This window comes from Mucisphaera sp., from assembly GCF_965279675.1.
In the GTDB taxonomy this organism is placed as follows: Bacteria; Planctomycetota; Phycisphaerae; order Phycisphaerales; family Phycisphaeraceae; genus Mucisphaera.
This window is the reverse complement of record NZ_CBDIIJ010000002.1, coordinates 2,811,620-2,826,775: the sequence shown is the minus strand read 5'-3', so window position 1 is coordinate 2,826,775 and position 15,156 is coordinate 2,811,620. Positions and strand designations below refer to the sequence as shown.

At 61.6% G+C, this 15,156-nt stretch carries 13 protein-coding genes; 11 read left to right on the top strand and 2 right to left on the bottom strand.

The window, feature by feature from the left end:
- Positions 1 to 124: 124 nt before the first annotated feature.
- The 5 genes from ACQZAB_RS12205 to ACQZAB_RS12185 all read left to right on the top strand — a co-directional run bounded on the left by ACQZAB_RS12205 (position 125) and on the right by ACQZAB_RS12185 (position 5,872).
- Positions 125 to 502, top strand: coding sequence for an FHA domain-containing protein (locus tag ACQZAB_RS12205; protein WP_428389800.1), 378 nt, complete (start codon positions 125 to 127; stop codon positions 500 to 502).
- A gap of 112 nt (positions 503 to 614) precedes the next feature.
- Positions 615 to 2,339 carry an aspartyl protease family protein gene (locus ACQZAB_RS12200; protein ID WP_428389799.1) on the top strand — a complete coding sequence of 575 codons (1,725 nt, stop codon included), beginning with the start codon at positions 615 to 617 and terminating at the stop codon, positions 2,337 to 2,339.
- A gap of 252 nt (positions 2,340 to 2,591) precedes the next feature.
- Positions 2,592 to 3,506 (top strand): hypothetical protein, encoded by a 915-nt coding sequence (locus ACQZAB_RS12195; RefSeq protein ID WP_428389798.1) that lies wholly within the window; start codon positions 2,592 to 2,594, stop codon positions 3,504 to 3,506.
- A gap of 130 nt (positions 3,507 to 3,636) precedes the next feature.
- Entirely contained in the window at positions 3,637 to 4,542 is a 906-nt protein-coding gene (locus ACQZAB_RS12190; RefSeq protein ID WP_428389797.1) for a PilZ domain-containing protein, read from the top strand.
- Between the two features lie 280 nt (positions 4,543 to 4,822).
- Positions 4,823 to 5,872, top strand: coding sequence for a LacI family DNA-binding transcriptional regulator (locus tag ACQZAB_RS12185; RefSeq protein ID WP_428389796.1), 1,050 nt, complete (start codon positions 4,823 to 4,825; stop codon positions 5,870 to 5,872).
- Positions 5,873 to 6,204: 332 nt separating this feature from the next.
- On the opposite strand, the gene ACQZAB_RS12180 is transcribed toward ACQZAB_RS12185, so the two are convergent.
- Positions 6,205 to 6,807 (bottom strand): NADH-quinone oxidoreductase subunit B, encoded by a 603-nt coding sequence (locus tag ACQZAB_RS12180; RefSeq protein WP_428389795.1) that lies wholly within the window; start codon positions 6,805 to 6,807, stop codon positions 6,205 to 6,207.
- A gap of 296 nt (positions 6,808 to 7,103) precedes the next feature.
- On the opposite strand from ACQZAB_RS12180, the gene ACQZAB_RS12175 reads away from it, so the two are divergent.
- From ACQZAB_RS12175 to ACQZAB_RS12150, 6 genes are all read left to right on the top strand, one after another.
- Positions 7,104 to 7,766 carry an MBL fold metallo-hydrolase gene (locus ACQZAB_RS12175; protein ID WP_428389794.1) on the top strand — a complete coding sequence of 221 codons (663 nt, stop codon included), beginning with the start codon at positions 7,104 to 7,106 and terminating at the stop codon, positions 7,764 to 7,766.
- Entirely contained in the window at positions 7,759 to 8,178 is a 420-nt protein-coding gene (locus ACQZAB_RS12170; protein WP_428389793.1) for an acyl-CoA thioesterase, read from the top strand. The genes ACQZAB_RS12175 and ACQZAB_RS12170 overlap by 8 nt, the downstream gene beginning before the upstream one ends.
- 229 nt (positions 8,179 to 8,407) lie before the next feature.
- Entirely contained in the window at positions 8,408 to 9,316 is a 909-nt protein-coding gene (locus tag ACQZAB_RS12165) for a cysteine peptidase family C39 domain-containing protein (RefSeq protein ID WP_428389792.1), read from the top strand.
- Positions 9,317 to 9,579: 263 nt separating this feature from the next.
- Positions 9,580 to 12,264, top strand: coding sequence for a pyruvate, phosphate dikinase (gene ppdK / locus ACQZAB_RS12160; protein WP_428389791.1), 2,685 nt, complete (start codon positions 9,580 to 9,582; stop codon positions 12,262 to 12,264).
- 127 nt (positions 12,265 to 12,391) lie between these two features.
- Entirely contained in the window at positions 12,392 to 12,928 is a 537-nt protein-coding gene (locus ACQZAB_RS12155) for an RNA polymerase sigma factor (RefSeq protein ID WP_428389790.1), read from the top strand.
- A 411-nt stretch (positions 12,929 to 13,339) separates the two neighbouring features.
- A complete protein-coding gene (locus tag ACQZAB_RS12150) occupies positions 13,340 to 13,870 on the top strand; it encodes a hypothetical protein (RefSeq protein WP_428389789.1) in 531 nt (176 codons plus the stop codon).
- A 53-nt stretch (positions 13,871 to 13,923) separates the two neighbouring features.
- Here ACQZAB_RS12150 and ACQZAB_RS12145 read toward each other — a convergent pair whose 3' ends face one another.
- Positions 13,924 to 15,078: a hypothetical protein gene (locus ACQZAB_RS12145; RefSeq protein ID WP_428389788.1), complete on the bottom strand. Its 1,155-nt coding sequence runs from the start codon at positions 15,076 to 15,078 to the stop codon at positions 13,924 to 13,926.
- Between the last annotated feature and the right edge of the window lie 78 nt (positions 15,079 to 15,156).

Genomic DNA, 15,156 nt, shown 5'->3' with positions numbered 1-15,156 from the left:
CGAAAGGGCGAGCCTGTTTTTTTTTGATGGCCCTCACCGCATCAGAGTACCGCAGCCACAACAGCCTCCGGCAGCCATCCCCTATACTGATGCCCGAGGGACACCCCAAAGGGAGAGGCAACCCATGGCATCACTCGTGCTCCTGCACGGACCCGACCAACGCAAATATCTCCCGCTCAAGGACGGCACCGTCGTCATCGGCCGGGACGAATCCCTCCCCCTCCAGGTCCTCGACCAAAGAGTCTCCCGCAAGCACCTCCGCCTCCGACTCGACACCGACACAGGCGACTGGCTCGCCAAAGACCTCGGCTCCCGCCACGGCAGCACCGTCGCCGGAACACCCCTCCAAGGCGACATCGAAGCCGTCCTCACCGACCGCGACCGCATCCAGATAGGCGACTCCACCCTCGTCTACACCACCCAGAACTTCCCCAGCATCGCCTCCGCCCTCGAAGCCTTCCGCCAACCCGGCGAACGCCACAAACAAACCCTCACCGACTAACCGATCCCCCGTCCGCCATCCACCGGTGAGCCAGGCCGTGTCGGCCCGGTTTGAGCCAAACAACACCCGCCCTCAACTGGCCCCAACCCCATCCAAAGGGTCTACTTAAACCATGTCCAAACCCCGCCACATCCCGCCCATCTTCACAGCCCTCGCACTGGCCCTCCCCGCCTCGTCAGCCCTCGCCATCGAGATCCAGGGCGTCCAGAACGCCTCCCTCGACCAGCCCCGCATCAACGCAGCCATCCGCCTCCCAGGCACCACCACGCCCCTCTCTGGCACCTCCGAAGACATCTTCGGCAACCCCGCCACCACCTTCAACATCCAGGCCTTCTACGACACCGGAGCCTCAGGCGTCCTCGTCAGCCAGGAAACCGCCAACGTCCTCAACCTCCCACGCCAGCAGGCCACCACCGGCGGCAACGTCATCTTCGAAGACGTCGGCGTCGGCGGCTCCAGCGCCTTCAACGTCTCCGAAGAAGTCTTCATCGACCTCGCCCCCTTCACCCCCGCCGCCGACATCGACAACCCCGCCTCCTACAACGCCACCTACACCCAATCCTTCGGACCCATCCGCACCCAGATCGGCCCGCTCGGCGCCCTCGACAACCCGCTCCTATCCGGCCTCGATGTCTTCGGCATGCCCCTCTTCCAGAACAAATCCGTCCACATGGACGCCCGCCCCGTCAACAACATCCTCGGCACCATCGAGACCCAGGTCTACAACTACGGCGACCCCGAACCCAACGCCATCAAAACCCAGCGCACCGTCCGCATGACCTACGCCGACTTCGAACGCTTCACCCAGGTCGATCCCCTCGGCTCACCCGCACCCACCCTCAACGGCAACCCCTTCGTCGGCCCCGATCCCCTCGCCGCCCTCAACGGCACCCCCATCCCGCCCGACGCCCCCGCAGGCATCACCATCCGACACAACGGCAACGCCTCCACCAACAGCTGGCTCTTCGACACCGGCGCCGCCGCCTCCATCCTCTCCGAAGCCGTCGCCTCCACCCTAGGCATCAGCTACGACCCCAACGCCGCCGTCCCCACCCTCCTAGCCGATGGCGTCGAAGCCCCCAACCAGTTCCGGCTCTCCATCGGCGGCATCGGCGGAACCACCCAGCTCGCCGGTCTCTTCCTCAATGAACTCATCATCCCCGTCGCCGAAGGCGATCAGGCCAACCCCGACGATCCCAAACACCTCAAGTTCATCAACGCCCCCGTCCTCGTTGGCGACATCACCGTCCTCGACCCTATCACCCAGGACGCAGTCACCCTCGAGGGCATCCTCGGCATGAACTACCTCGTAGGTTCCATCGCCATCTCCGAGCCCTTCAGCATCGGCGACGTCCGAGCCGGCGCCTTCGACGACCTTGTCTTCGATCACCCCACCGCCGAACTCCGCCTCCGCTTCAATCCCGATGTCGCCGCCGACTTCGATGTCAACGTCGACGGCCTCATCGACGCCAACGACATCGACGAGCTCTACGCCCAACTCGGCTCCACCGACTTCCTCGACTTCGCCGACCTCAACAACGACAGCTCCGTCACCCAGGCCGACATCGACCTCCTCCTCACCACCCAACTAAACAGCCTCCCGGGCGACGCCAACCTCGACGGCACCGTCGACCTGATCGACCTCTCCCTCCTCGCCACCAACTTCGGCACCACCGCCGGCTGGGCCGCCGGCAGCTTCAACGGCGTCAACGAAGTCGACCTCATCGATCTCTCCACCCTCGCCACCCATTTCGGCCAATCAGCCACCATCCCCGAACCCACCGCCGCCACTCTGCTCGGACTGGCCACACTGATGACGCTTCGCCGCACGCAATAGGCTCGATGGAGCCGACGTACATCCGAGTGCCGCGCCCCTTCAGGGGCGTGCTCGACCTCCAACCATCTTGGGTAGCTGTGGACCGGTGGTATATCCGCCGAAGGAGTGCCGCGAAGGGGCCGCAGAACCACATATCAACGCCTCCATCAGCCAGCAGACCTCTCATCAGCCCAATGGTTCCCCTTGGAGCCAAGTACCCACCGAGTTACACTACTCACAGGAACGATCTGTCCGAAAACCGGAGGGAAGCCCATGCGCACCGCTACCACGCTTGCTACCGCCGCGATCGCCACGCTCTCTCTGACCAGTAGGAGCCTCGCACTCGAGGTCGAAATCCGATCGAAGCCAACCCCCGGACTCCTAGGCTTCACCACCTACACCCTGGCTCTCGTCGGCGACGGCGAGTTCAACGCAATGAAGATCGATATCCAGGCCATCCGCGGGGAACTCAACCAGGAAATCCGCTTTGGGCAACGAGGGCTTTTCGCCGATGACGGTATCTTCCAGTTTGTCCCCGAGACCAAGGAAACTGATACATACTTCCTTTTCGACCGCCCTTCGCTCCTCGTAGACGGAGAGACCGGCGAAACTGACACCCAGCTGCTCGCCACCTTCGCCTTTTCAGAGAATCAGTCAACGCCCTTTCCTCTAGCACAGGTCGTTGTCCGTGACAGCACAAGCCAATTCGATCTATTTGTACAAGGCGGTGTTGGCGAGAATGCCAACAATGTGATCTTTGACGGTTTTACTCTGGTCATCCCATCCCCAACCGGCGACGCTAACGCCGATTTCACCTTCAACCAAGCCGATATCGACACCATCTACGCCCTCCGCGGAAGCCTCGCCTTCCCCTTCGACGCCGATGTAGATCAAGACGGTGAGATCACCGACGCCGACGTGCTCGGCGCCCTGCAGATCAACAACCACGTCTTCGCCGACATCAACTTCGACCGCACCGTCGGCATGGACGACCTCTCCATCCTCGCCGCCAACTTCCAACAGCCCGGCGGCTACGCCGACGGCGACATCAACGGCGACGCCTTCGTCGACCTCATCGACCTCTCCCTCTTAGCCAGCAACTACAGCAACTCCACCATCCCCGAACCAACACTCGCCTTGCTAAGCCTTGGCATCCTGTTTTCGATCGCACGCACGAGCCGATGCTAGCCCCCTCATCAGCACAGGTTGCTCGGCTAGCCTATCAGGCAGGCAAACTGCCGCTAGCTTCATTTAGGGGTTTGTAGCATACCTGAAGCTGTGGTGCAGGTCGATAAGTGTGTCAGCCTAAGGCGGACGAATGGCACAGAGAGATCGCATACCACCATCACACGAAGCAGCCGCGGTACCACCACCGCGGCTCGAATTGCAGCACGGCGATTGCCTGCAGCTCTCACTGTTCGATCCGTCGCTTGACTCCGTTTTCCCAGATGACCTGGTACAAGTCGAGAAAAGTGGTCGCACCAAGCGATGCCAATGCTCGACGCGTGTCGTTGAGTTGACTGACGACCAGCTGATACTCACGCTCCCGGTATGTGAGCGAGCTGCGTACTGTTTCCACGCCGGACGTCGTCTGTATGGGCTGACCGTTGACGGCCGAAGAACCTCTTTTTCATGCGTTGTGCAGAAGAATGCCGGAGATGCAGACCGCTGCGAGAACCTGCTGCACGTCTCTAACCCCTCTGATATTCGCTCGGGTCAGCGCCGTCGAGCGTACCGGGTACCTGTATTCCCCGAAGCTCGCCTCAGAGTTGAAACCTGGATGCTAAAGCACGCATGCGAGGGCCACGAGGCGGTGCATCAACTCTTTAGAGGCCACCCATGGTCAGAAAACTGGCTGCCTCAGCCGGTTCGGAATCACTATCTGAAGGGGCTCATCGTCGATCTCAGCGTCAACGGTATCGGCATAGCAGTGCGACGGCCAGCCGTTGAAACACTGAAGGTCAATAGCCTGCTTCTCATTAGGTACCAATTACCTTCAGTACCGCGGCAATTGGCTCAGATAAGCAGAGTGAACTGGTTGAAGCCTTGGTCTAATCGGATCCTCCGCCTCGGGTGCGCCTTTCTCCCTAACGCCTCTGAGGCAATCGACCGGGGACTCGAAGAGTGCTTGGCAGACTGGGTCTACATGCAGCAGCGTCGCGAGTTGCAGCAAAACCACACCCACGCATGCCGACTCGGCAAGCAGCCAACCCGAAGGCCGTGATCACCTCCGCAACGCCTGGTCTGTGAAGGTGAGACGCATACATGCAGGCGGGTACCCGCGGCACCATTTATTCACTCAATAAATGTGGTAATCGTTTACATAAGCCCCTGCAAAGAAGATGGTTATGTAATATCAATCAACAATAGGGGAAATCCACATAATATGCGCATCAAGACCAGATTTTTGGCATAAAACGACTCCGCCGGACGTACCGTCTGTAGAGGCCCGCACCTCCCCTCACGATGTCTGACTCGAACGCGGGCCGGAAAGGCGATTCATCATGGTCAAGCTCGCCGATGTCGCTCGACACGCAGGCGTCTCCAAGACGCAAGTTTCCTTCGTCCTCAACCAGAAGAACCTCCACCTCGTTTCCGCCGAAAGACGCGCTCGTATCTCCAAAGCAATCCGCGATCTCGACTACCACCCCAACCTGGCCGCCCGCCGGCTCGCCGGCAAGTCCACCAGGCTCATCGGGCTCCTGACCTCCGGCCAGACCCTCGCCGACGACGCCCCACTCCTCCAGGCCGCCCTCACAGCCACCAGGCTCCGCGGCTACCAGGCCGTCGTCACCGCCGTCCCCGGCAGCCCGGATGCCCGAGGCAACGTCCTCTCCCAACTCGAGGCCTACGACCTCGACGGCGTCATTGATCTGATGCCCATCTCGAATCTCGCCGACCCGGCCGACCGCCCGGCACTCGGCCAGTTCCGACAGGTCGTCACCGTCGGCCATCCGACAGCGCTAGGCGTCGCCATCCTCCCGGACCATCAGGAAGCCACCCGGCTCGCCGTCCATCACCTCGCCGAACGCGGCAAGCGCCGGATCGGCCTTCTGCAGAACCAGATCCCGAACCAGCAGGTCGAAGCCCAGCTGTCCAACACCAACGTCGAGCGCCAACGAGGCGTCGAGATCGCCAGCGAGCAGCTCGGCTGGGTCCACACCGAAGGGCTCACCTTCAACCTCGACCGCCAGCACGACTACCCGACCTCGTCAGCGGTCCACGCCGTCATCCAACGGCTCGTCGTCGAAGCCCGGTGCGACGCGATCCTCGCCCCCGACGACCGCTGGGCCGTACGGCTCATTGCTGAATTGCGACGCGACGGCGACGCCATCCCCGAGGACATCGCCATCGTCGGCTACGGCAATCTCCCGATGAGCGAACTCGGCCACCCGGCCCTGACGACCATCGATCCCCAGCAACGACGCCAGGGCCTGATCGCCGTCGACCGCCTGATCACCGACATCGAGACCCAGGCCACGCCATCCACAAAGGACAGCGCCCCGGAGATCATCCGTGTTGAACCCCGGCTGGTCGTCCGCGAGTCGAGTTAAACCAGCCAAACCAGCGAAAAAAGGGAACAAAAACATCCCCCGAAGCGTAAGAGTAGTAGAAACACCCAACCCCCTGAAAGGTAGATTAAGCAAGGCGGTACACACCCGAAAGCAACCGCCGCCATGACACACGCCTTAGGCCATACGCTCCTTGTCGCTGGCCCCAGAAAACCGAGGCGTCACAACCCAGCTCTCTTCTCCCACGCCCCGCGGCGGGCCGAGTGGTCAAGCTAGTTCCGACCACCAGCCCCCGCGGGGTGCTTTACGCGCATGGTCTCATATCCCCTCGCGGCCGAAAACAAGTGATTAAAAATGCGATTTGTCTCGGCGGTTCAGACGTGCGCGGGTTCGTGTTTTTCGGCGGGGTCTTCGCCAGCGACGGTCATGCGGACGGGTTGGGGGCGGACTTCGTGGGTGGGTTGGATGGCGATGTTGAGGGGGAGTCGGTTGCCGTCTTTGTCGCGGGGGATTTCGTCGTTGTCGATGATGCGCTGGATGGCCATGATGCCCTCGATGAGGGTTTCGGGGCGGGGTGGGCAGCCGGGGACGTACACGTCGACGGGGATGTATTGATCGATGCCCTGGACGACGGCGTAGGTGTCGAAGATGCCGCCGGTGGATGCGCACGCGCCCATGGAGATGACCCACTTGGGCTCGCACATCTGCTGGTAGATGCGTTGGAGGACGGGGAGGATTTTCACAGGGACGCGGCCGGCGACCAGCATGAGGTCGGCCTGGCGGGGGCTGAAGCGCATCACCTCGGCACCGAAGCGGGCGAGGTCGTAGCGGCTGGAGGCGGCGGCCATGAGCTCGATTCCGCAGCAGGCGGTGGCGAAGGGCATGGGCCAGACGGAGCTGCGGCGTGACCAGTTGATGACTTTCTGGAGTTGGGTGGTCAGAAAGGTGTCGGCTGGCAGGGCGGATTCGAGTCCCATGGATGGCTCCAAGCAGTCGGTTGTTGTGTCGTGATAACCCTAGGCGGGGCATGGGGCTGGGCCCACGTCGCGGGGTGTTGTTCTTTACACTCTATCGGAATGATAGGTGTCGCCGCTGTGCGCGAAAGGGCCGGGTGGCGGGTGGCCAGAGAGCTGACCGTGTTGTGCGCCGTCGCCGTGACGGATTGTGCGCGAAGCGTGGTCAAAAATGGGTCAAAACCGGCCTGAAATGGATGAAAATGAGCGAAAACGGATCAAAATCGGCTTCCAACCCCCCGGTTAAACCGCCTGTCCTGATGCCTTTTGTGCTGGGGGCGTGGCAGACGAACTGCTTTCTGCTTGCCCAGTTTGACGGTGAGGGTAGCCCCTGCTGGATGATCGATGTGGGTTTTGAGCCGGAGCCGATGTTCGAGGCGGTGGAAGAGAAGGGGTGGGTGCTCGAGAAGATCGTGCTGACGCATGCCCATGTGGACCATATTGCGGGGCTGAATGCGGCGAGGGAGCGGTTTGCGGGGGTGCCGGTGGCGATCCATGAGGCGGAGCAGGCGTTTCTGGGGCGGCCGGAGTTGAATCTGTCGGCGGCGCTGCCTGAGCAGATCGTGTGCGAGGCGGCGGAGGAGACGCTGGTGGATGGGCAGGTGCTGACGCTTGGAGGTGAGGCTGGGTTGGCGTTTGAGGTGCGGCACGTGCCGGGTCACTCGCCGGGCGGGGTGGCGCTGTATCAGTCGGCGTCGGAGATCGCGATCGTGGGGGATGCGCTGTTTGCGGGGTCGATCGGGCGGCATGATTTTCCGACCTCGGACGGGGAACTGCTGCTGAAGAAGATTGCGGAGCGGCTGCTGACGCTGCCGGACGCGACGCGGATCTTCCCGGGGCATGGGCCTGATTCGACGATCCGGCAGGAGCGGGCAACGAATCCTTACGTGGGGGCTGGTGCAGGAGGCTTGAGCTTTGGCTGATTCGGATGCGAACGGTTTTGTGGGGACGGTGGTGAAGCTGCGGGTGCGCTACAACGAGTGCGATCCGATGGGGGTGGCGCATCACGCTTCTTATCCGGTGTGGCTTGAGATCGCGCGGACGGAGTTGCTGCGTGAGCAGGGCGGGGCTTACCGGGAATTGGAGGATTCGGGGGTGCTGTTTGTGGTGGCGCGGATGAACCTGCGGTACCGGAAGCCGGCGCGGTATGACGATGAACTGGCGATCGCGGTGCGGCTGGAGCCTTCGGCGGGGGTGAAGCTAGAGCACAGCTACGAGGTGCGGCGTGGGGGCGAGGTGCTGGCGAAGGCGGAGACGACGTTGGCGTGCGTGGATCGGGAGGGGAAGTTGCGGCCGGTGCCCGAGGTGTTGCTCCCGCCGAGCCCCCGGAAGTGATTTTCTGAGAGGTATTCGTCTATTGCGGGGTGCACCCAGGGCTCGTGAAAGGGGTGGGGTGCGTGTTGGTTATGTGGGTTGGCTTCTGGGGGTGGTCCGGCCTGTGATTCTGTTTTGTAACCGTGGGTTGGACGTTGTTGTGGGGCAAGTGGGGGGGTGATCTGGTCGAAGGCCTTACGGATGGGCCGCCATTTTTGGAACTTCGCGTGGCCTGGTTTGGAGGCTCGCGATGGATGGCAGCATCGTCTGGTTTGTGTGGTTGCTGCTGATTTCTGTGGCTGGCTGGTGGGTGGGGTTGTGGGTGGGGCGTCGTCGGCCGGCGGTGTCTGAGGTGGTGATGCTGGTGTCGCTGGGGTTGCTGGGTGTGTGGGGTTGGCTGATGCACAACCCGCATGTGTCGCTTCAGGCGATTCCTGTGGGGCTGCTGGTTTATCTGGAGGGTGTGGGCAGTGTTCCGGTTTTTATGTTGCTGGTGGGAGCGGCTTATGCGCGGTCTCGGGGATGGCGGCAGGGGGGTGTGACGGCGTCGGCGGGTTTACTGGGGATTGTGTATCTGTTTCACGGGGGCTGGTGGATGCTTCAGAGCACGCCTGAGCATGCCTTTGGTGGGGCGGGGCGGTCGCCTGTGGTGATGCAGACACATGATTATTCGTGCGTGCCGGCGGCGTGTACGACGACGCTACGGCTGTTGGGGGTTGAGTCGTCGGAGGCGGAGATGGCGGCGTTGACGCGGACGCGGCCGGGGAGTGGGGCGACGCTGGTTCGGGCGGCGGCGGGGATGACGGAGAAGCTGGCGGGGCGTGCGGAGGTGTTGGTCGTGGCGTTGCCGGTTGAGCATCTGCGGTGGGCCCCGCTTCCGGCGATGACGGCGTTGCAGTTCGAGCCGACGCGGCATCACATGGTGACGCTTCTGCGGGTGACGGAGCATGGGGTCTGGCTTCTGGACCCCGTGGATGGGCTGGTCTATATGACGGATTCGATGTTTCGGCTTGTTTACCGTGAGAAGCTGCTGGTGGTGGATGGGATATCAGCGGAGATGCGGGGGCTGGCTCGGGATCGGATCGAGCTGGTGATTGGCCCTGGCGACCGCGATCGGGGTTGGGTGGAACTGGCGGCGGCTGGTTCGCGGGGCGAGTGAATGGTTTGGGTTTTGACGGGGGAGCGTGATCTTCTACACTCTCCAGATTGACGCAGCGCGGCAAGCTGTTGGGCCGCTGCGGTTCATGTACCTGCCCTCCCGGGTTGCGGCGAGTTTGTCGCCCGGCCGGGTCCCAAGGCTACTTCGCTGAGCTCGTCCGGTTGCGGACGACGGCATCGTTGACGGCGTGGATGGCGTCTCTTGAGGCTTGTCCGCGACCTATTCCCCCCAGCCCTCATTGATGAGGAAGGATCGCCATCACCATGGCCAAGAAGACCAAGAAGACCTCCGGCACGAAGCGTTCGAGCGGCAGTAAGTCTGCCAAGATGGTTTACTCGTTCGGACAGAACAAGACCGACGGCAATGCGACGATGAAGCTGCTGCTCGGCGGCAAGGGTGCGAACCTTGCTGACATGACATCGATCGGGCTGCCGGTGCCTCCCGGCTTCACGATTACGACGGACACCTGTGCCCAGTACTACGTTGAGGGCAAGAAGCTGCCGACGGGTCTGATGGATCAGGTTCGGACGGCGATGAAGCAGATGGAGAAGGAGACGGGCAAGAAGTTTGGTGATTCGAAGAACCCGCTTTTGGTTTCGGTGCGTTCAGGTGCGGCGGTGTCGATGCCGGGCATGATGGACACGGTGCTGAACCTCGGGCTGAATGACGATGCGGTGGATGGTCTGCAGGATGCATCTGGTTCGCCCCGTTTTGCGTTTGATGCTTATCGCCGGCTCATCAACATGTTTGGTGACGTAGTGATGGGTGTGGACCACGAGCACTTTGAAGCCGAGTTCGATCGGATCAAGGCCAAGCATGGTGTTCACAATGACACCGACCTTGACGCTGAGGGCATGGGTGAGCTGGTTGAGGCTTACAAGAAGGTGTACCGGAAGTACACGGGGCATGACTTCCCTCAGGATCCTTATGAACAGCTCGCGAAGGGTGTGGAGGCTGTGTTCAGCAGTTGGATGACTCACCGGGCGATTCGCTATCGTCAGATCAATGAGATTTCGGGTCTGAAGGGCACTGCCGTGAACGTGCAGGCGATGGCCTTCGGGAACATGGGTGAGGACTGCGGGACGGGCGTGGCGTTTACGCGTGACCCGTCGACCGGCAAGAACAAGTTCTACGGCGAGTTTTTGATTAATGCCCAGGGCGAAGACGTGGTGGCGGGTATCCGTACGCCTCAGCCTGTGGATGAGATGCCGAAGTGGAACAAGGCGATCCACAAGCAGCTGCTGAAGATCAAGGATCAGCTTGAGAAGCATTACAAGGACATGCAGGACATCGAGTTCACGATCGAGAAGGGCAAGCTGTACATGCTGCAGACCCGTAACGGCAAGCGTACGGGTGCGGCGGCGGTGAAGATTGCCTGCGACATGGTCAAGGAGAAGCTGATCCCCGAGAAGACGGCGGTGAAGCGTATTCCGGCGAACGATCTGACGCAGCTGCTGCTGCCTTCGTTCGATCCTGCGGCTAAGAAGAAGGCTTCGGCGCTGACGACGGGTCTGCCGGCCTCGCCTGGTGCTTCGGTTGGGAAGCTGGCGTTCACGGCTGAGGAGGCGGTTGATCGGACGCACGAGGGCGAGATGGTGATTCTCGTTCGTAAGGAGACGAGCCCTGAGGATGTGGACGGCATGCACAGTGCGGCGGGCATCCTGACCTCGACGGGTGGCATGACCTCGCACGCGGCGGTGGTTGCTCGCGGCTGGGGCAAGTGCTGCGTGGCGGGTGCGGGTGAGGTTCAGATCGATGAGAAGCGTAAGAAGATCACGATCAATGGCAAGACGTTCGGCGTGAAGGACACGATCTCGATTGATGGTTCGACGGGTGAGGTGTTCGCTGGTGAGATTGCCACGCAGGAGCCGAAGCTGTCGGGTGATTTTGCGACGGTGATGAAGTGGGCTGACAAGCATCGGACGCTGAAGATCCGGACCAATGCTGATACGCCCGCTGATGCACAGCGTGCCCGTGACTTTGGCGCCCAGGGCATCGGTCTATGCCGTACGGAGCACATGTTCTTCGAGGGCGAGCGGATCACGGCGATGCGTGAGATGATTCTTGCTCACACGAAGTCGGCTCGTGAGGCGGCTCTCAAGAAGCTGCTGCCTTATCAGCGGAAGGATTTCGAGGGCATCTTCACGGCGATGAAGGGTCTGCCTGTGACGGTTCGTTTGCTTGACCCGCCTCTGCACGAGTTCCTGCCTCACGATGCGAAGAGTCAGGGCGAGCTCGCGAAGTTTCTGGGCGTGAAGCCTACTGAGGTGAAGCAGCGTGTCTCGCAGCTGCATGAGGCGAACCCGATGCTGGGTCACCGCGGCTGTCGTTTGTCGGTGACGTATCCCGAGATCCTGGTGATGCAGGTGACGGCGATCGTCGAGGCTGCGATCAACTGTGCGAAGAAGAAGGTGAAGGCCCAGCCTGAGATCATGATCCCGCTGGTTGGTACGGCGAAGGAGCTTGAAATGCTTCGTGAGCTGGCCGAGCAGACGATTGCCGATGTCAAGAAGGCCAAGGGTCATAAGGGCAAGCTGGACATCCTGATTGGGACGATGATTGAGATTCCGCGTGCGGCATTGACGGCTGATGAGATCGCGGAGCAGGCCGACTTCTTCAGCTTCGGGACGAACGACCTGACGCAGCTGACGTTTGGTTACAGCCGTGACGATGTGAATACGTTCCTGCCGCACTACATCCAACAGGAGATTCTGGAGAAGGACCCGTTCCAGAGTCTGGACACGACGGGTGTCGGGCAGCTGGTTGAGACGGGTGTGACCAAGGGGCGTTCGGTGCGGAAGGACCTGAAGCTGGGTATCTGCGGCGAGCACGGTGGGGATCCGGCGTCAATCCGCTTCTGCCATACGGTGGGGCTGGATTATGTGAGCTGCTCGCCGTTCCGTGTGCCGATTGCCCGGCTGGCGGCGGCTCAGGCTGCTCTTTCTTAAGTCGGACACTAGTTGATTGCATTGTGAAGCCCACCGGTTTTGGCCGGTGGGTTTTTTTTGTGGCTTCGGCTAAACCTTTGAGGGGCTTGGGACACTTATTTGGGACGGACAGGCAGCGAGGCTAGGTATGCGACAAGGAAGCCCGGTTGGACCGGACAACCCGAGCTCGGATGCTGGCCTTGAGAGGCTCGACGCTGAGGCCGTTGTGAAGCGGTATCAGGATGTTTGGTACCGGTTTACGTTGTCGGTGCTGTGTCAGGAGGATTTGGCGATGGATGCGACTCAGGAGACGGCCTTGCGGGTGATTGAGGGGCTGGAGGGGTTTGGGGGGCGGTCGTCGGTGCGGACCTGGTCGCTTGGGATTGCGTTGAATGTGTGTCGTGAGATGTCGCGGAAGCGGCGGCGTTGGCGGTGGGTGCCTCTGGTGGATCGGGCGGGGGAGGCTTCGGAGCCATCGGCGCTGGAGCGGGCTGAGGAGGTGGCGCAGCTGCGGCGGGTTTTGAAGGGGTTGTCGGAGCGGCAGCGGGAGGCGGTGTCGCTTCGGTATTTCGAGTCGCTGAGTGTGGCGGAGACGGCGGTGGCGATGGGGTGCAGCGTTGGGACGGTGAAGGCGCTGGTTCATCAGGCGATTGCGGCGGCGCGTCGAGATTGGGGGCAGCGATGAAGATCCAACGGGATGCCAGGCGTGTTTATGGGGCGGCTGCATACGGGGGGGATTTATGGGCGGATGTTCAGGGGCGGGAACGGCCGGCGGTGGTTGGGCGGATTGGGTGGGCGCGGCGTGCGGCGATCGCGGCGTTACTTGTTGTTTGTGGTGGGGTGCTGCTGGTGGTTCTTGAGGGGGAAGCGCCGGTTGAGGATCGACAAGTTGCGGGGGTGGAACAGGGGGATGGTGCGGGTGCGGCGGCGTTGCCGTCGGTGGTTGATGCGCTGGGCGGGATTGACGTTAGCGTTGTCCGGCGGCCTCGGTTTGAGGTACCCGAGTTGAGGCGGTCGGTGGCCTGGGGCGTTCCTCGTCGTGGGGCGTCCGGATTGTTTTCGGTTCCACGTTTGTCGAAACCTAAGGAGATACAAGATGAGCACACGGAAGAATCTGATGGTGGCGCTGGGTCTGGCGGGGGCGCTGGGGTTGAGTCCGTTCATGATGGGCTCGGCACGCGCTCTGCCTGAGACGGATCGGGCGACGGTTCAGCTGGCGCAGGCTGGTCATCGTGATCGTGAGATGGCGGAGTTGCTGGAGACGATTGAGCGGGCGCAGCGTTTGCAGGAGCTGATCGAGGAGCGCGAGTCGTATGACTACGAGGATGAGGAAGAGGCGTTTTTTGAAGAGATCGAGTTGTTCAGCCGGCTGCTTGGGCTGGTGCATGAGGTGGCGGACATCGCTGAGGATGAGGGTGTCGCTGGGGTGGCGGCTGTGATGGGTGTGGAGGATTACATCGAAGAACCTCGGGAGCGGATTGCGTTTTTTGAGCGGGTGATGCCCGAGACGGACCATCCGACGATTCGTCGCGCGATTCGGCTGGAGTTGTCGGAGTTGTATGGCGAGACGGGTCAGCGTGAGAAGGGGCTAGCGATGCTGGAGGCGTTGATCACGACGCAGGATTGATCTACTGGCTGCTTTGATTGGTTGAGCCCACCGGCTATGTGCCGGTGGGTTTTTTATTCAATGGGTCGCTGGGTGAGTTGGAGGCAGGCGAGTGCGAGGATGGTGAGTGAGGTTGGTGTGGGCGTAGGGGGTGTGCTGCCGAAGTTGGAGGCGAGGAGGGAGAGGTCGATGAGGTCGACGGTGGTGTCGGTGTTGAAGTTGCCCTGGGCCCAGCCGGCGGTGGTGTTGAAGTTGGCGGCGAGGGCTGAGAGATCGATGAGGTCGACGGCCTGATCGAGATTGGCGTCGCCTGGACGGGTCTGGAGGATGGTTGTGATGAGGTGGGTGAGGTCGTCGTTGTTGATGAGGGTGTCTGCGTTGAGGTCGTAGGTGGTGTCTGTGGTGGCGTTGCGGATGGCCTGGGTGAGGAGGTCGATGTCGACGGCGTCGATGAGGGTATCGTTGTTGAGATCGCCCGGGGCTGCGCCGACGGTGATGAAGATCAGGTCACCTGTCCAGATGTTGGAGGAGGTGGGGTAATCGATATCGAAGGCGAGGAAGGAAAAACTGGTTGTCGAGTCATCGAGGAAGGTGATGTCGAGTTCGAGTTGTCGGAACCCGGGGTAGGCGGTGGAGTCGGGGAGATCGCCGAGTTCGTAGAGGGTGGTACCGTTCGGGACGTTGGGGCCGAGGTCTTTGGCGTAGATGAAGATGTCAGCGCCAAAGGAGGCGGCGAGATAGTCCTGCAGGTCACCTCCTCGGAGGTGGAACTCGGTCGAATCGCGTGCGTTGGTGACGCCTGTGTTTGTCCCACCGTTCATGTTGAAGATAGAGCGTCGTTTGAGTTCGATTCGGGGGACTGTTCCGCCGTTGAGGTTGAAGGTGGCGTCGTCGGTGGCAAGGGCGTCAGCTGCACCGTAGGGGTTGAGGAAAGTGCCAGCGTTCATGGTGAAGGTGGAATTGTGGGCGGCACCGGCGTCGCCGTTTCTGATGGTGGCGCCGTCCATGATGACGTGTGAGTTGTCCCATGACCGGATCATGGTGTCAGCGGTGGTCTGGCTGGTGACGGTGAGTACGGAGTCGTCGTGGGCGGTGATGATGCTGTAGGTGCCGGGGGGTGCTGTGACGACGTCGGTGCCGTAGGTGTCGAGATTGGGGAAGAAGGCCGGGGCGGGGGCTGAGGTGATGAGGAGGGTGGCGAGTGCGATGGGTATGGGGCGTGCGCGCATGGTGATTCCCTTTCGGGCGTCTATTTTAATACATAAATGTCCTTAGATTATATTGGTGGTGTCCCTTAGTGCAAGGAT